The following is a 17636-nucleotide window of genomic DNA, read 5'->3' as shown; positions in this document are numbered from 1 at the left end:
TATGGCCATGGCATACACGCAACCGCACGAAAATCGGCAAATGACCCGGGCCATTTTGTTGCTGAACGCACTAGAGGGAGACATTCCCTCCAGGCCTTTGAGCGTTACATTCCGGCGTAATTGGGCCCGCCGCCGCCTTCAGGGCATGTCCAGACAATATTTTGGCTCGGATCTTTGATATCGCACGTTTTGCAGTGGACGCAGTTTTGCGCGTTGATCTGGAATCTCGGCTGGCCGACCTCGTCCGTCACGACCTCATAGACCGCGGCCGGGCAATAGCGCTGCGCCGGTTCTGCATACTCGGGCAGATTGATCGCGATAGGAACCGCGGGGTCAAGTAACTTCAAATGTACGGGCTGATTCTCTTCGTGATTGGTCCCTGAGAACGAGACGTTCGTCAGCCTGTCGAATGTCAGCTTGCCGTCGGGTTTCGGGTACGCAATCGGCTTGTAGTTTGCCGCGAGCCCAGTCGCTGCTGCGTCTGTTTTTCCATGCTTCAGAGTGAAGCCGAGGCCGATGCCGGAAATGATGGTGTTGAGCCAAAGATCGACGCCGCCCAGAGCGACGCCGAGGGCCGTGCCGAAACGCGACCAGAGCGGCTTCATGTTGCGCACCTTCTTCAGGTCGCGTCCGATGTCGCCCGTGCGAACGGCCTTCTCATAATCTTCGAGTTTGTCGTGCGCGCGGCCCGCAGCGAGCGCGCCGGCGACCGCATCGGCGGCTGCGATGCCCGAAAGAATGGCGTTGTGGCTGCCTTTGATGCGCGGCAGGTTCACCATGCCCGCGGCACAGCCGAGCAAGGCTCCGCCGGGAAACACAAGGTCAGGCATCGACTGCCAGCCACCTTCGGTGATAGCGCGAGCGCCGTAGCCAATGCGCTTGCCGCCTTCAAACACATCGCGAATGGCCGGATGCGTCTTGAAGCGTTGGAATTCCTCGTAGGGCGAGAGGTAGGGGTTCTTATAGTTCAAGTGCACGACGAAGCCGACGGAAACGAGATTGTCTCCGTAATGGTAGAGGAACGAACCACCGCCGGTGCGGTTGTCGAGCGGCCATCCGAACGTGTGCTGCACAGATCCGGGACGATGCTTCTCCGGCGCTACCTGCCAAAGCTCTTTCAAGCCAATTCCGAACTTCTGCGGTTCGTGGCCCTTCGCCAGATCGAACTTGCCGATCAAAAGTTTCGAGAGGGAACCGCGCGCGCCTTCGGCAACCAGCGTGTACTTGGCGCGGAGTTCCATGCCGCGCACGAAGTTTTCCGATGGAGCGCCGTCGCGACCGACACCCATGTCGCCAGTGGCGATACCGGCGACCGCGCCATTCTCATCATAGAGAACTTCGCTCGCGGCAAAGCCCGGATAGATTTCGACGCCGAGTTCAGCCGCCTGCTCGCCGAGCCACTTACAGACCGAACCAAGGCTGACGATGTAGTTGCCGTGGTTCTTCAAGAGCGGCGGCATCGGCCAGCCCGGCAGGCGGATATCGCCCTGGGGACCGAGCACACGAAACACGTCCTCGGTCACCTCTGTCTCAATGGGGGCGCCTCGCTCCTTCCAATCGGGGATGAGGCGATTGATGCCGATGGGGTCGATGACGGCGCCGGAAAGAATGTGGGCGCCGACCTCGGACCCTTTTTCGACGACGACGACGGAGATGTCTGAGCCTGCGGCTGCGGCCTTCTGCTTCAATCGAATGGCAGCTGAGAGCCCCGCGGGGCCGGCACCGACGATGACGACGTCGAAATCCATAGCCTCGCGCGGCGGCAGCTCGGCCTCGTCAGCGGACATTTTCACCTCGATTTGATTGCTAGAAAGCCATTTATGCTCGATTAGGTCCGGGCGTCGCAGCCGTCAAGCTGACCGGTGTGCACGGCAGATGCCCATTCGTGAGGCTCGGCAGCGGCGCGCAGCCGCGTGCATTTGTCTTGCGGCACCTCTATTCTCGTGACCCGATGGTGATATCGAACGCCCAGGATGAAATGCTTTCGCTGCTCAATTGGTTGCAAGCCATGGGCGTGGATGCCGCTGTGGGCGACACAGCGCATGACTGGCTTTCGCGCGGGAACGAAGCGCCGGGAGCTGCATTCGCGTGGCCGGAACGCGGCGATCCGGCATCTCCGGCCAAGGCCCCGTCCGATGCCGTCCGCGCCGATCCGCGGCAATCAACCCTTCGCTCCAGGCCCGCCGAACCCCAGGGGGCATCCGACGCCGGCAGGCCTCGCGCCGTCACGCCTCTCGGCGCGAGCGAAGCCGAAACCGGTGCTCGGCGCATCGCACGCGCGGCGAACACGCTGCAGGAGCTCGAGGCGGCGCTGCAGACCTTCGACGGCTGCGGGCTGAAGGCCACCGCAACAAAGCTTTGTTTTTACCGCGGCGCGCCATCGAGCGACCTGATGATCATCGGCGAAGCACCGGGCCGCGACGAGGATCTCGCCGGAAAGCCATTCGTCGGAAGAGGCGGGCAGTTGCTCGACAAGATGCTGGCCGCGATTGGACTGACGGAAGCCGACGTTCACATCACCAACGTCGTCTATTGGCGGCCGCCCGGCAATCGCACGCCGACGCCGCAGGAGACGCTTGCGTGCCGCCCATTCCTCGAACGGCAGATCGAACTCGTCTCGCCGAAGATCGTCGTTGCGGTCGGCGGCTCAGCTGCCAAGGAAATTCTGGGCGTCACAGAGGGCATCATGCGGCTCAGAGGCAAATGGCGGGAGATTACCGCCGGTGACCGCAAAATCCCGGCGATCGCGACGTTGCATCCTGCCTATCTGCTCCGCACGCCGGCCGCGAAACAGCTCGCGTGGATGGACTTGTTGCAGATACGAGCGAAGCTTTAGACTCTCACGAGGACCGTCATGGCCGGCATCGATTCCGAGCGCACATTCGTCCCCGTCAGGATCGCCATCCTGACGATGTCCGATTCACGAACCATCGCTGAAGACACATCCGGCGATTATCTGGAACGCGCCATCGGCGAAGCCGGGCATGTTCTCGCCGGCCGCAAGCTCGTGAAGGACGACACGCCCCTCATCAGAAGCATCGTCGAAGGCTGGATCGACGATCCATCGGTCGATTGCGTGATCACCACGGGCGGCACCGGGTTTACCGGCCGCGACGTGACACCAGAAGCGGTGAAACCGCTCTTCGAAAAGGAGATCGAAGGCTTTGCGATCCTCTTTCACATGCTGTCGTTTCAGAAGGTCGGCACCTCGACCATTCAATCACGTGCCTGCGGAGGCGTATCGCGCGGGACGTTTATTTTCTGTCTGCCGGGATCGACGGGCGCATGCCGCGACGCCTGGGATGGAATTTTGAAATTCCAGCTCGATGCCCGCCATCGGCCGTGCAATTTCGTCGAGATCATGCCCCGGCTCGAGGAGCATCGTAAGGCGGGCTGATCGCGGGAGTTCGAAACCGCCTTAGCGCGCCGTCTCGACGTTTCCGTGCAGGCGAGCGACCATGCCGATGGGCAAGCCCGCGCCGTACAGCATCTGGCAGATCTGACTGCGCATGGAATGCAGCAGATAGCCTTCGCGCTTGTATTGCTCGGCCGACGTCACGGCGTTGGCGTCCAGCATCGTGAGGCGACGGCGGCCGAGACGCCGGGCCAGATCGATATCCTCCATGATCGGCAGATTTTTGTAACCGCCGACCGCGTCGAAGAGCTGGCGCGGGATCAGCAAGCCCTGATCGCCGTAGGGGATGCGCAGGACCTTGCATCGCAAATGAACGAGGCTCTCGAGCACACGCGGGGCGATGCCTTTGTCGTCGAGACGGAACGTGAAAGCGCCCGCGGAGGGCGCACGCTCACCGCGATCGACGCCTCGCATGAAGGCAATCGCGCTCCGATCCCAGTCGTCTTCGAGAACGGTACCGGGATGCAAAAATAGAAGCCAAGGGAAGCGTGCCATTGCGGCACCTTGGGCGAGCTGTCCGCCACGCTCGCGGGTGCTGACGACGACGTCTGCGCCGGCCTGATCTGCGACCTCTGCGGTACTGTCCGTCGAGCCGCCATCGACGACGATGACCTGTTTGACAAGCCCGTCCACGGCTGAGGGAACGAGGGCAGACAGTGTCGCTGCCAACGTGCGCTCAGCATTACGCGCAGGAATGATTACCGAGATCATTCGCTTTAACTGACACGGAGGAGACCCTGCGGCAAGGCGCGCCAAGTCGCGGGGGGTTAACCAGCTAGAAAGGCTCAGTCTTGCGTTTGTTCTTTATTTGTTCCTCGAAAACTGCTAACCGAAGGCGAGGTTCGAGAAGGCGCTCCGAATATGGCTTCTGACAGAGACCTTTCTGATTTTCCGGGCATGCCTGACGTTGCTGAATCTGGCGTCGTCGATTCCGAACGCCGCCGCGGCCGGGGTGCGCGATCGAACAAGACTGGGCGTTTTGAGGCGCAAGCGCATGAAGAATTCGACGACGGCTGGGAGACGCTCGGCGATCTCGATGCCTTCAAGACTGAGGTTTTCGAGGATACCAGCAAGACGATCATCTCGCACAATGACAGCCCGGACGTTTCTTTCGACAGTTCGATAAATCCGTACAAGGGCTGCGAGCACGGCTGCATCTATTGTTATGCGCGGCCGACCCATTGCTACCTCGGGCATTCGGCGGGCCTCGATTTCGAGACCAAGCTCTATGCGAAGCCCAATGCCGCGGCGCTCTTGGAGCGCGAACTCAAAAAGCCCGGCTACAAGCCGGAAACGATCGTGATCGGCGGCAATACTGACCCTTATCAGCCGATCGAGCGGGAGCACAGGATTACGCGCTCGATCCTGGAAGTCATGGCGGCGGCCAATCATCCGCTCGGCATCGTTACGAAGTCGGCGCTCGTCGCGCGCGACATCGACATTCTCGGGCCCATGGCCTCGAAAAGCCTGGCGCGCGTTGCGGTTTCGATCACGACGCTTGATCGTCATGTCGCCCGCGCGATGGAGCCGCGCGCCGCGACGCCCTCGAAGCGGCTCGATACCGTGCGGCGGCTCGCCGATGCCGGAATTCCGGTGACGGTCATGGTCGCGCCGATCGTTCCGGGCCTGACGGATCATGAGATCGAGCCGATCCTGGAAGCTGCGCGCGAGGCCGGCGCGCGGGAAGCTGGCTACGTGCTGCTCAGGTTACCGCTCGAGATCAAGGATCTCTTTCGCGAGTGGCTTCGAGAAGAGTTTCCAGACCGCGCCGAAAAGGTCATCTCGCTGCTCCGTTCGATGCACGGCGGGCGCGATTACACAGCGGATTTCGGCGTTCGCCAGCGCGGCCGCGGACCCTACGCGACCCAGATCGCGCTCCGTTTCCGGCTCGCGAAGAAACGGCTCGGCTTCGGCGAGGAGCGCGTTTCGCTGCGGAAGGATCTCTTCATCAAGCCCGGAAATGGGGGACAACAACTACGACTGCTTTGACAGGGAGGTTGGCACGGTGATCAAAGTGACGAATGAAGATCGCCGATTCGCGCATAAAGCCGACTTTCGAACTCGAGGCAGCAGAGCATCTGCTCGGGTCTCGTCCGATCGCGGGCGTGGATGAAGCCGGTCGCGGACCGTGGGCTGGCCCCGTCGTTGCGGCTGCCGTCATTCTCAATCCCGATAAGATCCCGGCGAACATCGACGACAGTAAAGTGCTCGACGAGGACTCTCGCGCGTTTCTTTTCCGGCGCATCATGAAGGTTGCGATCGTCGGCGTCGGGATTGCGGACGTCGAGCGCATCGACCGCGAGAATATTCTCGGCGCTACACTCTGGGCGATGGCGCAGGCGATCGGCCAGCTTGCCGAAGTTCCAAAGCTGGTGCTTATCGACGGCAACAAGGCGCCGAGCGTGTCCGTTCAGACGCGAACGATCGTCAAGGGCGACTCCAAGTGCCTTTCCATTGCGGCGGCATCGATCATCGCGAAAGTCACGCGCGATCGTCTGATGACGCAGATGGCGCGCGATTATCCAGGATATGGCTTTGAGCGTCACAAAGGTTACGGCACACCTGAACATCAGGCCGCGATCGACAAGCTCGGAGTCTCATCGCTTCACCGACGTTCGTTCAAACCTGTTCAATTGGCACTCGGGCTCGCCGACGCTTAATCCGCGCGCGCCTCAAGTTGCACATCGAATCAAAAAATATAAATCGCTTGCTCGTGTCTAAGCTGTATTCACGCGCGCTTCTCATCATGTACAAAGCTCGCAGGCACGCGCTGTGAAACATCAGGAGCGTCCGATTTGTAATTCGTAGCGTAGCAGGTTCAGTACATGGGTTCGCGTCGCGTCAAAGTCCGCTCGCAAAGCGGAAAGATTCTCGTTGGTGATTGCATCGCCGAGCTGAAAAAGCTCCCAACCGCAAGCGTCGATCTCGTCTTCGCCGATCCACCGTACAATCTGCAGCTCGCCGGCGATCTCATGCGCCCGAACAATACGAAGGTCGACGGCGTCGACGACCAGTGGGACAAATTCGACGACTTCGCAGCGTATGATTCATTTTGCCGCGCATGGCTAACGGAAGTCCGTCGCGTGTTGAAACCCGATGGCGCGATCTGGGTCATCGGCTCGTACCACAACATCTTCCGACTCGGCGCCGCGATCCAGGATCTCGGTTTCTGGATTCAGAACGACGTCATCTGGCGCAAGGTGAACCCGATGCCGAACTTCCGCGGCAAGCGCTTCACCAACGCGCATGAGACGATGATCTGGGCAGGCCGCGATCGCAAATCGCGCGTGACCTTCAATTACGAAAGCCTCAAGGCTTCGAACGACGATCTGCAAATGCGTTCGGACTGGCTGTTCCCAATCTGCTCGGGACCGGAGCGTTTGAAAGACGATGGCGGCCGCAAGGCGCATCCGACGCAAAAGCCCGAAGCGCTCCTGCATCGCATCCTGATCGCATCGACGAAGCCCGGCGACACCGTGCTCGATCCCTTTTTCGGAACCGGCACGACGGGCGCCGTCGCGAAGCGGCTCGGCCGCAAGTTCATCGGCATCGAACGCGATATCGATTATGCGACCGCGGCCGACGAGCGAATCGCGAAAGTGGAGCCGCTCGAACTTGAGGCAATCGAGACGTTGCCGTCGAAGCGCAACGAGCCGCGGATTCCATTCGGCCAGATCCTTGAGCTCGGGATCATCAAGCCGGGCCGTAAGTTGTTCGGTCCGCGCCGGGAAGTCCGGGCGGAAGTGCGCGCCGACGGCACGCTCTTCTACGATGGTCAGCAGGCGTCCATTCATCGTCTCGGCGCGATCGTCCAAGGCAAGGCCGCTTGCAACGGCTGGACGTATTGGCACTTCGAGGCGGAAGGAAAGCTGAAGCCGATTGACGATCTTCGTTCCGAAGCGAAGCGTCAGCTCGGGCTTAACGGCCGGATCTCGATCTAAATCTCGCGAAGCCCGATTGCGGGACTCAGCTCTGAGCCAAGCCGTGCGCGATGACTTTCTTCATCACACTCGGCAACGCCTGCGTATGCAAGTCCCGGCGATGAACCCATCGGCAGCGTTCCTGCTCGGCCCAGAGCGTGAAGCTTGCGTCGATCGGGACGAGCGCGCGGTAGACGATCAGCTCGAGCCGGAAGTGGGTGAAGACGTGGACGACGGCGCCCGGCACGGGCAGCCATGACGTCGTTACCGGAGCGGAGCGCATCGCCTCCTTTTTTGCGGGCAATGCGTCGTTCCACGGAGTCGACGGCACCTCGAGCATGCCACCGAGCAGCCCGGCTTCGGGACGCTGACGCAGGAGGATGGTGCCGTCTTCCCGCTGCACAAGAAACGCGACGCCGTATCGCGACGGCCGCGCCGTCTTCGTGCCGCGCATCGGTAACAGCTCGGCGAGGTTTTGCGCGCTCGCAGAGCAATCTCGCTGCAGCGGGCAGACGAGACATGATGGTTTTCTCGGCGTGCAGATCTCGGCGCCGAGGTCCATCATCGCCTGCGCGAAGTCGCCAGCGCGCCGTTGCGGTGTGAGCGTCGCGGCGAGCCTCTTGATTTCGGGTTTGGCGGCAGGAAGCGGTTGCCTCACCGCAAAGAGCCGCGACACGACACGCTCGATATTGCCATCGACCGGCGTCGCCTTTTCGCCGAACGCGATCGCGGCGATCGCCGCGGCGGTATACGGGCCGATGCCCGGCAGCTTCAGAAGTTCGCTCTCGCTGCTCGGGAATTTTCCACCGTAATCGCGGGCGACGGCGTCAGCGCAGGCCTTCAGATTGCGTGCGCGCGAATAGTAACCGAGGCCTGCCCATTGCTGCAGGACCTCCTCCAATTGCGCCTGGCTGAGTGCGGTGACGGTCGGCCAGCGCGCCACGAATTTCTGAAAGTAGGGAACGACGGCCTTCACGGTCGTCTGCTGCAGCATAATCTCGGACAGCCAGACGCGGTAGGGGTCAGCCTTTTTGCGCGGGCCGTAGCGCCAGGGCAGATCGCGGCGCTCGGCCTCATACCAAGCGAGCAGAGCCCTGACCGTCATCGGTCCGGCCGGGCGCAACGGCAGCTGCTGCTGTCGCCTGCGAAACGCTGCATTTTCCTGGACCGCGCCCATGCGCCCTTTATCTCCGGTTGCGCGGGAACCTCGAATCGCATCGACAATGCTAGACTTCCTTTACGTCACCACAAGCCTGCCCGCGATGAGAGACGCCCTTGAGCACTAAAGAACCCACAGCTCAGATGCGCCCGCTACCTCCGGACGTGCGGACTGTGAGGGGGCAATTTGCGAAGGCGGTCGGCGCGTTCGTGCCCAAAGTGACGGCGGCCGTGTTCGAGAAGTATGGCTTCCACAGCGCCGAGATCATGTCGTCGTGGGAAACGATCGTGGGGGCCGACCTCGCGCGGCTGACGCGGCCCGAGACGATCAAATGGCCCCGTGGTGCGCGCTCGCCCGTCGATGGGGAGGATAGCGGACGCAGCGCCGGCGCAACGCTTGTCGTTGCCTCCGACCCGGCATTCGCGCTCGAGGTTTCCTACCGGCACGCGGAAATCATGGACCGGATCAACCGTTATTTTGGATACCGGGCCGTGACCCAGCTCAAGGTTCATCAGGTTCCCCGCGCGGAGACCGCAGCGTCACCGCAGAAAGCCTCCCCTCGTTTGGCTGGACCGAAGGCTGTGGTCCAATGCGCGGCCAATTCTCCGGATGACATCGCGGCAGCTCTCGAGGCCCTCGGCAAAAGCATTGCCGCCGCCTCGACCCGCTAACGAGATTCCTGGATTTGCTGGGATATTACCTGCCCTTTAGTTGCCATTGGCTGCGGTTTCGGCTTATTCCGGCGCCAGATCCGTGCTAGGCGGCGTGCGTCGAACGCCGTATTCCCCACGGCATGCATTCCCGAGAGGAGTTGGGACCTTGATCGAGTTCAAAAATTTTATTCCGGGCCTTTCCTCTCAAGGACGAGGCATTCGCTTCGGTCTCATGGCTTTGGCAGCCGTCGCTGGACTGGCGTTCGCAAGCGCTCACCCGAGCCTTGCTCAGGGCAAAGGCCCGGCCGAGGTTTCGGTCGATGAACTGATGAAGCCGACAGATCTTCCCGACCTCGCTATCGGGCCCAAGGACGCAAAGGTGACGATCGTCGAGTACGCGTCAATGACGTGCCCGCACTGCGCGCATTTCTCGACCGAGGTCTTCGAGCCCCTCAAGAAGAAGTACATCGATACGGGCAAAGTTCGCTTCATCTTCCGGGAGTTCCCGCTCGATAATCTCGCCGCCGCCGTGTCGATGCTGGCGCGCTGCGCAGGCGGCGAGAAGGTGTTTCCGCTGATCGAGACGTTCTACGAGAAGCAGGCGGATTGGGCCTTTGCCAACGGAAGCCCCGTGCCGAAGCTTTTCGACATTGCGAAGCAGGCTGGCTTCACCCAGGAAAGCTTCGATAAGTGCCTGACGGATCAGAAACTTCTCGATCAGATCACGGCGCAGCGCTCGCGGGCGAGCGATACCTTTGGCGTCAATGCCACACCGACTTTCTTTATCAACGGCAAGCGGTTGCAGGAGGCTCCATCGGTCGAAGCATTTGATAAGGTGCTGGAGCCGCTGCTAGCCGCGAAGTAACTGGAAATCCTTGATGCTCGTCCGTTCGCTGGGTCTTGCCACCACCCTTGTCGTCGCTGGTTGGCTCTCAGGTTGCGGCGCATCGTTTCCGCCGCTTTCTCCGAATGCGACGGCGAGCATTTCCACGGACGGCAGCGCTCTCGGTGCTGCCTATCCGTCGATCGGGTCCGAAAAGCCGGACGGCATGCCGACGCCATTCGGCGACCCGAATGCGACGTCGACCGGCGGCCGCGAAGTCATCGAGAACCCGACAGTCGCCGACGTCATGGCGCCGAGCCCCTTGCCTGAGATGAGCTGGGGCCGGACCGACGCGCCCGTGACCATCGTCCAGTACGCGTCGCTGACCTGCCCGCATTGCCGCCACTTCCACGAGACGACATATCCCGAGCTGAAACGCCGGTTAATCGACACCGGAAGGGTGCGCTACATCCTGCGCGAGTTCCCGATCGGGAAAACATCAGGCAACGCGACGATCGCGCTGCGCTGCGCACCGCCCGATAAGTACTTGGAACTTTACGGGAAATTCATGCAGCAGCAGGCGTCTTGGGTGTCGCAGGAAGTGCGGCTTGACGCCATCTACGCCGTCGCGCGACAGGTGGGGATGACGCGCCCGCAGTTTGACGCTTGCCTGCAGAATCAAGGCATGATCGAGAACTTGAAGTGGGTAAAGGATCGCGGCCGCAAGCTCGGAATCGTTGGTACGCCGAACTTTTTCATCGGCAACAAGCTCATCAAGAAAGAGCTGACGATCACCGAGATCGCTGACTACGTCGAGCAGGCCGGCCGAGGTGGCACGCCAACGGCAGCTGCAAGCCCCTAGGGGCAGTTTGCGCCGGTCCTGAGCCACGACGCACGGCATCGAGGACTGACGAGTAGAATGAAAATCACGCGGCTCAGGCTTCTGGGATTCAAGTCCTTCGTCGATGCGACGGAGCTTGTTATCGAGCCTGGCCTCACAGGCGTGGTCGGCCCCAACGGGTGCGGAAAATCAAACCTTCTCGAAGCGCTTCGCTGGGTCATGGGCGAAAGCTCGCACAAGTCGATGCGCGCCGCCGCGATGGACGACGTGATTTTCTCAGGCAGCGGCGGGCGGCCGGAACGCTCGAGCGCCGAAGTCACGATGTTCCTCGACAACAGCGCGCGGAAAGCGCCTGCCGAATTCAACGACGGCGACATCATCGAGATCACGCGGCGCATCGAGCGGGAAGCGGGTTCCGCTTACCGCATCAACGGACGCGAAGTCAGGGCGCGCGACGTCAAGGTGCTGTTTGAAGATGCAGCGACGGGCGCGCGGTCGCCGGCGCTGGTGCGCCAGGGGCAGATCGGCGAAATCGTCAATTCGAAACCCGAGCAACGCCGGCGCATTCTCGAAGACGCAGCGGGCATCGCGGGCCTGCACACACGGCGGCACGAAGCCGAATTGAAGCTCAGGGCCGCGGAAGCCAACATCGAGCGGTTGAACGATGTCGCCGGCCAGCTGCAATCGCAAACGGAGTCCCTGAAGCGGCAAGCGCGGCAGGCGCGGCGCTACAAGGAACTGTCGACCGACATCCGTCAGCAAGAGGCGCTTGCCTTGCATCTGACGTGGCAGGACGCGCATCAAAGCGTCGAGCACGAGGAGACGCAGCTTACCGAAACGATGATGCGTCTCGGCGCGGCGACGGAAGCGGAAGCGAGGGCCTTTAAGGAAGAACTTCGCCTTGCGGAAGCGTTGCCGCCGCTTCGCGAAGCGGAGGCCGTGAAGGCAGCGGCGCTCGCCCGCTTCAAGATCGAGCAGGAAAACCTCGAGCGTGAGGCGAACCGGGCTGCCGAACGGGCGCGTGAACTCGAAGCGCGTGCGAAACACCTTGAGGCCGATCTCGCACGTGAAACAGGCTTCATTCACGAAGCCAAAGAGACATTGCTCCATCTCGATGCCGATCTCGCCGCCATCAAGGAGGCCGATCGCAAAGCCATCGACGAAGAGGCGAAGGAAAAAAGCAAACTCGAGACGGCGGAAGCGCACCGTGTGCGGACGGATGCCCTTTTCGCCGATATCACACATCGAGCGGCCGACGCGCGCGCGAAGCTTAAAAGCCTCGAGGCGGCTCTCGCCGAACGCAAAGATCTCGTCGGCAAGATCGCGCGCCAGATCACGGCTTTCGATGCGCAGATCGAAAATTTGAGATCGAAAGCGCCTGACGGCGAGCACGTTTCCGATATGGCGCATCGCGGGCAGGCGCTCGCGCAGGACATCAGCAAAATCGAAGCCGATACGCTGACGACTGAAGAGACCGTCAAGGCGGCACAAGCCGAAGCGAAGGCCCGGCGCGACGAGGCGCAGCGCGTTCGTCTCGCGGCCAACGCATTCTCGACCGAGCGTGACACGATCGCGAAACTTTTAGCGCGGTCGGACGAAGGCGCGTATCCGCCGGCTGTCGACAACATCCGCGTTTCTCCGGGCTACGAGACGGCTCTCGGCGCAGCTTTGGGCGATGATCTCGAAGCGCCGATCGCTCCGGAAGCGAGCGTGCATTGGCGGCGTCTCGATCTTCCAGCCGAAGATCACGCGCTGCCTGCCGACGCGGAACCGCTCGTCATGCACGTTGAAGCGCCGCAAGAGCTGACGCGACGGCTTCGGCAGATCGGCGTCGTCAAGCGCTCGGAAGGCGCACGCCTGCAGCCGCATTTGAAAACGGGGCAGCGCCTCGTATCGCGCGAAGGCGATCTCTGGCGTTGGGATGGCTTCGTCGCTGCTGCGGGCGGCGTCACGCCTGCGGCGCAGCGGCTCGCTCATAAGAACCGCCTGGCGGAACTCGATCGCAGCGCGCAGGCCGTTCTCGACCGAGCCAAGGACACGATCGACGGCGAACGCAAAGCGGCGGCGGCGGCTCAGCACGCCGAGGCCGAGGAACGCCGGTTGCGCCAGCTTTGGCGCGAAAAGCAGAACGAGCTTGCGCAAGTCCGCCAGCAATTGACGGGGCTCGAGAAGCTTCAGCGCGAGAGCGAGACGCAGCTTGCCGCGGTGACGGCGCAACGTGCGCGCGCCGACGAAGAGTTGACGAACGCTCAGGCGCGTCACGTCGAAATCGAGGCGCACATCGTAACGATGAGCGTCGGTGAAGATCTCGAACCACAGCTCAAGACCGCGCAAGCGGAAGCCGAGGAGGCCCGCCGCGAGGTCGCGGAATCGCGGGCACGTCTCGGCAGTCTCGAACGCGACAAGCAGATCCGGGTCGAGCGCATCCGCCACGCCAACGCCGACATCGCGCGTTGGCATGGCCGTCAGCAAAGTGCCGAAGCGCAAGTCCAGGCTCTCGACATTCGCCTCAAAGAAGCGCGCGATGAGATGGCCGCGACGGCGGATTTGCCGGAGCGCATAGCGGCGCAAAGGGAAACCTTGCTGTCGGCTCTTTCACGGGCCGACGACGAACGGCGCACGGCCGCAGATACGTTGGCTTCCGCTGAGAACGCGATCCGGGCGGCAACCGAGTCTCTGCGCACTATCCAGTCGGAAGTTTCGGCGGCGCGCGAAGCCAATGCGCGCATCGAAACGCGGCTCGAAAACGCGCGGCAGAAGCGCCAGGAGGCGGCGCGGCATATCCGTGAGGCATTCGACGTGGTGCCGGAAGCTTGCCTTGCACTCGCGGAGCTTCCCGAGGCGTCGGCCATTCCGTTGCTCGACGATGTCGAACGGCATTTGACGCGGCTCAAAGCCGACCGGGAACGTCTCGGCGGCGTCAACCTGCAGGCGGACGACGATCTAGCAGAGGTTTCCAAACAGCTTGAAAGCCTCGTTGCCGAACGCGACGATCTCGAGCAGGCCATCGCGAAGCTGAGGGGCGCTATTCAGCAGCTCAATCGCGAGGGGAAATCGCGACTGGATGAAGCGTTCGCGACGGTCAATGCGCATTTCGAGCGGCTGTTCACGCACTTGTTCGGGGGCGGGGAAGCGCGGCTCGAAATGATCGAGAGCCCGGAGGACCCGCTCGAGGGCGGGCTCGAAATCATCGCCAAGCCGCCCGGCAAAAAGCCAGCGACGCTGTCGCTCCTATCCGGCGGCGAGCAGACGCTGACAGCTTTGTCGTTGATCTTCGCCGTGTTCCTGACGAACCCCTCGCCGATCTGCGTCCTCGACGAAGTGGACGCGCCGCTCGACGACGCCAACGTCGACCGCTTCTGCCGGCTCATGGAACAGATGTCGACGGAGACGGCGACGCGGTTCCTCGTCATCACGCACCATCCTATGACGATGGCGCGGATGAACCGGCTGTTCGGCGTCACGATGGCCGAAAAAGGCGTGTCACAACTAGTCTCGGTCGACCTGCAGACGGCGCAAAGCTTCCGCGAAGCAAGCTAACTACCGATCCTTATTCGCATTATTCGGCTTATGCTGACCCCAGGGTTAACGTCTCGGGAACCAGAGACTTGGGCACACGTTTCGCTTTCCTGGAGAAAGGAGACCGCCCAATGCAACCACAGAATGATCCGCGCGCACGACGTTCGACCATCGAACCGACGGACGCCCGGCAGGCGTCGCCACGCAAAACGAATTTTCGGGTTTTGCTGGCGTCAATGGCGCTCGCAGTGGCGGTCGGTGTCGTTTTGGTTGCGAGCTTCTGGCAAACGACACCAACGGGCATGGACTACTCCTCGGGTGGTAAGCTTGGGCAGCAAAGCCCGACCCCGCAAAGTCCGCCTGCAACCCCGCCAGCCGCGGCGCCAGAGGCAGCGCCTAGCTCAACGAATCCTGGGGGCCAACAGACCCCTTCCACTCCATAAATTCATAAAAAAATATCTTTTGATCACTGGGCCTTCCCGATTCCGGGGAGGCTTTTTTATTTTGCGTCGCACACGCGAAAAAGGCGCGACAATCCCTGCGCGGTTTAGCCGTACCCTGGCGATGGAGATGATTATGCCCAATTCCTTGACACCCCCAGACCCCAAATCTATGGTCCGCGCCGTCGATCTCCCTGAGAGGCCGGTTTTCCTCGTGTTCTGGATGGATTGAGCCATGTCAGCCGATGGCAAGGGTCAGCGTCCGGAAGGCGGTGAAATTAGCCCGGAAGACCGCGAAGCAATTCGCCAGCGGTCGGCAGAAATCGGCCAAAAGCTCGATGCGCTCCAAGCACGGAAAGCGGAACGGGCGAAGGTCGGGTCGGCGACGGGCGGATCTCAGCAGTCCGCCTATGGAACGGCCTTCAAGTTTGCTGCTGAGCTCGTTGTCGGTGTTGTCGTCGGCGGAGGGCTCGGGTGGGCACTCGACAGGCAATTCGGCACGGCGCCGTGGTTGATGATCCTTCTCGTGGTCATTGGCTTTGCGGCGGGTCTTCTAAATGTTGTTCGCGCCGCTCAAAGGGCGCAGGCAGAAAATGAGCCGCTACAAAAAGCGGCACCGTCCGTCAAAGATGACGACGGGGAATGAGACACTAGGGGGTTACCTTGGCCGCTGAAGGTGCCGGACATCACAGTCCGATGGAACAGTTCGAGATCCGGAAGCTCGTAGATCTCGATATTCTTGGTCATGACGTCTCTTTCACGAACTCATCGCTGATGATGATCGTGGCAGTTCTTCTCATTTCCGGCTTCATGATTTACGCGATGAACGGCCGTTCGCTCGTGCCGACGCGCATTCAATCGCTTGCAGAGATCGTCTACGAATACGTCGCCGGTATGGTCAAAGAGAACCTCGGCGACGAGGGAATGAAGTACTTCCCGTGGGTGTTCTCGATTTTCATCTTCATCCTGGTGTTGAACGTCATCGGCCTCATCCCGGGCAACTTCACCGTCACCAGCCACATCATCGTGACGTTCGCGCTGGCCGCCATGGTCTGGCTCGTGGCGACGTTCATCGGTTTCTGGAAGCATGGCTTCGGCTATCTGAAGCTGTTCGTTCCATCGGGCGTACCGTTCTGGCTGATGCCCGTCATCGTGCCGATCGAGCTCATCTCCTACTTCATCCGTCCGGTCAGCCACTCGGTGCGTCTCTTCGCCAACATGATGGCGGGCCACACGATGCTCAAGGTTTTCGCCGGCTTTGCCGTGATGCTTCCCTGGTGGGGCAAGATCGCGCCCGCCGGATTCATGGTTGCCTTCACGGGCCTCGAGCTGCTGGTGGCCTTCCTTCAGGCCCTCATCTTTACCGTGCTCACCTGCATCTACGTCAACGATGCCGTGAACATGCACCACTGATAGGTCCGGCTACCGGACTTTCGGAATTCCAACGCAAAAAGCGAAGCAAAGGGAGACTTTGAAATGGAACTCGCAGCAGCAAAGATGATCGGTGCGGGCCTTGCCTGCTCGGCTCTGATCGGCGCCGGCGTCGGCATCGGCAACATCTTCGGTAACTACCTCTCCGGCGCGATGCGCAATCCGTCGGCTGCGCCTGGCCAGTTCACCAACCTGCTGATCGGCTTCGCTCTCGCCGAAGCAACGGGCCTTTTCGGTCTTCTGATCGCGCTCATCATTCTTTACGGTTGAGACTGGGCTGGTAAGACCAAGATACGCCCAAGCAACCGGAGGCTACTATGTTTGCCGGCACGACCCTGCTGCTAACGGCCGCCGCTCAGGCGGCCGAGATTGCCGCTGAAGCTGGCGCCGCGCCGCATCAGTCAGGCGGCTTGCCGCAGCTCAACTCGCATTACTTCTCGCCACAGCTCTTCTGGCTGGCGATTACGTTCGTGACGTTGCTTTTCGTGATGTCGAAGATTGCGCTTCCGCGCGTCGGAGAGGTTCTCGAAGAGCGTCGCGACCGCATCAAGCGCGATCTTGACGCCGCGGCACGCCTGAAGGCCGAAACCGACAAAGCGCTTGCCGACTACGAAAAGGCGCTTGCCGACGCGCGTTCCAATGCTTCGGGCATTGCCAAGGAAACGCGCGAAAAGCTCGCCGCCGAAACGGATACGGAGCGTCATCGCGTCGACGATCAAATCGCCGCGAAGCTTCGTGAAGCCGATAAGCGTATCGCCGCCACGAAGTCCAAGGCGACTTCGGCAATCGGCGAGATTGCAACGGATACGGCGAGAGCTGTCGTCGAAAAGCTCATCGGTCAGAGCGTTACGCCCGATGACGTGAAGAAGGTTCTCCGCCCGGTGGCGGGCGAGTGAGGATTTAGAGATGTTCGATCCAAATGATCCGCTTTTCTGGGTTGCACTCTCCTTCGTCGTGTTCGTGGCGGTCGTGCTTTACTATCGCGTCCCTGCACTCGTTACGAAGTCGCTCGACGATCGCGCGGATGCAATCCGCCGGGAACTCGACGAGGCGCGGAAGCTGCGCGAAGAGGCTCAGGCCCTGCTCGCTGACTACCAGCGTAAAGCCCGCGAGGCCGAGAACGAAGCCAAGTCCATCATCGAGCAGGCCAAGCGCGAAGCCGAGGCCCTTGCATCCGACACGCGTAAGGCACTCGTCGAGAGCCTAGAGCGTCGCTCGAAGATCGCCGAAGAGAAGATTGCACGCGCCGAAACTCAGGCTTTGAGCGAAGTCCGTTCGACGGCAGTGGAAACTGCGATCGCGGCCGCACACGAGATCCTTAAGGCCCGTGCTGGCGGTGCGACCGGCGAATCGCTGGTTGCGAGTTCGATCAGCGACCTCCGGGGCAAGCTCAACTAACGGGCGCCGGAGACAATCCGAAATCAAAAAGGCCAAG

At 61.5% G+C, this 17636-nt stretch carries 17 protein-coding genes; 14 read left to right on the top strand and 3 right to left on the bottom strand.

The window, feature by feature from the left end:
- Window positions 1-104: 104 nt before the first annotated feature.
- The gene (locus AB4Z24_RS14280) at window positions 105-1787 is read right to left on the bottom strand and encodes a 4Fe-4S dicluster domain-containing protein (RefSeq protein WP_441709207.1); all 1683 of its coding nucleotides are present in this window, start codon (window positions 1785-1787) and stop codon (window positions 105-107) included.
- 164 nt (window positions 1788-1951) lie between these two features.
- On the opposite strand from AB4Z24_RS14280, the gene AB4Z24_RS14275 reads away from it, so the two are divergent.
- Window positions 1952-2836 (top strand): uracil-DNA glycosylase, encoded by an 885-nt coding sequence (locus AB4Z24_RS14275; protein ID WP_441709456.1) that lies wholly within the window; start codon window positions 1952-1954, stop codon window positions 2834-2836.
- 18 nt (window positions 2837-2854) lie between these two features.
- The gene (gene moaB, locus AB4Z24_RS14270; protein WP_441709205.1) at window positions 2855-3397 is read left to right on the top strand and encodes a molybdenum cofactor biosynthesis protein B; all 543 of its coding nucleotides are present in this window, start codon (window positions 2855-2857) and stop codon (window positions 3395-3397) included.
- 21 nt (window positions 3398-3418) lie between these two features.
- Here the strand turns inward: moaB and AB4Z24_RS14265 are convergent, their stop codons facing one another.
- Entirely contained in the window at window positions 3419-4126 is a 708-nt protein-coding gene (locus AB4Z24_RS14265) for a TIGR04283 family arsenosugar biosynthesis glycosyltransferase (protein ID WP_441709203.1), read from the bottom strand.
- Window positions 4127-4276: 150 nt separating this feature from the next.
- On the opposite strand from AB4Z24_RS14265, the gene AB4Z24_RS14260 reads away from it, so the two are divergent.
- The 3 genes from AB4Z24_RS14260 to AB4Z24_RS14250 all read left to right on the top strand — a co-directional run bounded on the left by AB4Z24_RS14260 (window position 4277) and on the right by AB4Z24_RS14250 (window position 7356).
- Complete coding sequence (locus tag AB4Z24_RS14260) at window positions 4277-5404, top strand: PA0069 family radical SAM protein (protein ID WP_441709201.1); 1128 nt, start codon at window positions 4277-4279, stop codon at window positions 5402-5404.
- 32 nt (window positions 5405-5436) lie between these two features.
- Complete coding sequence (locus tag AB4Z24_RS14255) at window positions 5437-6075, top strand: ribonuclease HII (protein ID WP_441709199.1); 639 nt, start codon at window positions 5437-5439, stop codon at window positions 6073-6075.
- 165 nt (window positions 6076-6240) lie between these two features.
- Window positions 6241-7356 (top strand): site-specific DNA-methyltransferase, encoded by a 1116-nt coding sequence (locus AB4Z24_RS14250; protein WP_441709197.1) that lies wholly within the window; start codon window positions 6241-6243, stop codon window positions 7354-7356.
- A gap of 25 nt (window positions 7357-7381) precedes the next feature.
- Here AB4Z24_RS14250 and mutY read toward each other — a convergent pair whose 3' ends face one another.
- Window positions 7382-8512 (bottom strand): A/G-specific adenine glycosylase, encoded by a 1131-nt coding sequence (mutY, locus tag AB4Z24_RS14245; protein WP_441709195.1) that lies wholly within the window; start codon window positions 8510-8512, stop codon window positions 7382-7384.
- Between the two features lie 98 nt (window positions 8513-8610).
- Here mutY and AB4Z24_RS14240 point away from each other — a divergent pair, with 98 nt between their 5' ends.
- The 9 genes from AB4Z24_RS14240 to AB4Z24_RS14200 all read left to right on the top strand — a co-directional run bounded on the left by AB4Z24_RS14240 (window position 8611) and on the right by AB4Z24_RS14200 (window position 17599).
- Window positions 8611-9165: a DUF721 domain-containing protein gene (locus AB4Z24_RS14240; RefSeq protein ID WP_441709193.1), complete on the top strand. Its 555-nt coding sequence runs from the start codon at window positions 8611-8613 to the stop codon at window positions 9163-9165.
- A gap of 214 nt (window positions 9166-9379) precedes the next feature.
- A complete protein-coding gene (locus AB4Z24_RS14235; protein WP_441709454.1) occupies window positions 9380-10012 on the top strand; it encodes a DsbA family protein in 633 nt (210 codons plus the stop codon).
- A 13-nt stretch (window positions 10013-10025) separates the two neighbouring features.
- The gene (locus AB4Z24_RS14230) at window positions 10026-10832 is read left to right on the top strand and encodes a DsbA family protein (protein ID WP_441709191.1); all 807 of its coding nucleotides are present in this window, start codon (window positions 10026-10028) and stop codon (window positions 10830-10832) included.
- Window positions 10833-10889: 57 nt separating this feature from the next.
- Complete coding sequence (smc, locus tag AB4Z24_RS14225; protein ID WP_441709189.1) at window positions 10890-14351, top strand: chromosome segregation protein SMC; 3462 nt, start codon at window positions 10890-10892, stop codon at window positions 14349-14351.
- 654 nt (window positions 14352-15005) lie between these two features.
- On the top strand, window positions 15006-15416 hold the full coding sequence (locus AB4Z24_RS14220) for an AtpZ/AtpI family protein (RefSeq protein ID WP_441709187.1): 411 nt from the start codon (window positions 15006-15008) through the stop codon (window positions 15414-15416).
- Window positions 15417-15466: 50 nt separating this feature from the next.
- The gene (locus AB4Z24_RS14215; protein WP_441709452.1) at window positions 15467-16183 is read left to right on the top strand and encodes a F0F1 ATP synthase subunit A; all 717 of its coding nucleotides are present in this window, start codon (window positions 15467-15469) and stop codon (window positions 16181-16183) included.
- A gap of 63 nt (window positions 16184-16246) precedes the next feature.
- Complete coding sequence (locus AB4Z24_RS14210) at window positions 16247-16471, top strand: F0F1 ATP synthase subunit C (RefSeq protein ID WP_045835060.1); 225 nt, start codon at window positions 16247-16249, stop codon at window positions 16469-16471.
- A 47-nt stretch (window positions 16472-16518) separates the two neighbouring features.
- On the top strand, window positions 16519-17097 hold the full coding sequence (locus AB4Z24_RS14205; RefSeq protein ID WP_441709185.1) for a F0F1 ATP synthase subunit B family protein: 579 nt from the start codon (window positions 16519-16521) through the stop codon (window positions 17095-17097).
- Window positions 17098-17107: 10 nt separating this feature from the next.
- A complete protein-coding gene (locus tag AB4Z24_RS14200) occupies window positions 17108-17599 on the top strand; it encodes a F0F1 ATP synthase subunit B family protein (RefSeq protein WP_441709183.1) in 492 nt (163 codons plus the stop codon).
- Window positions 17600-17636: the final 37 nt, after the last annotated feature.

This window comes from Hyphomicrobium sp. 2TAF46, from assembly GCF_052114865.1.
GTDB lineage: Bacteria > Pseudomonadota > Alphaproteobacteria > Rhizobiales > Hyphomicrobiaceae > Hyphomicrobium_B.
The sequence above is the reverse complement of the archived record's forward strand: the minus strand, read 5'-3'. Positions and strand labels throughout refer to the sequence as shown.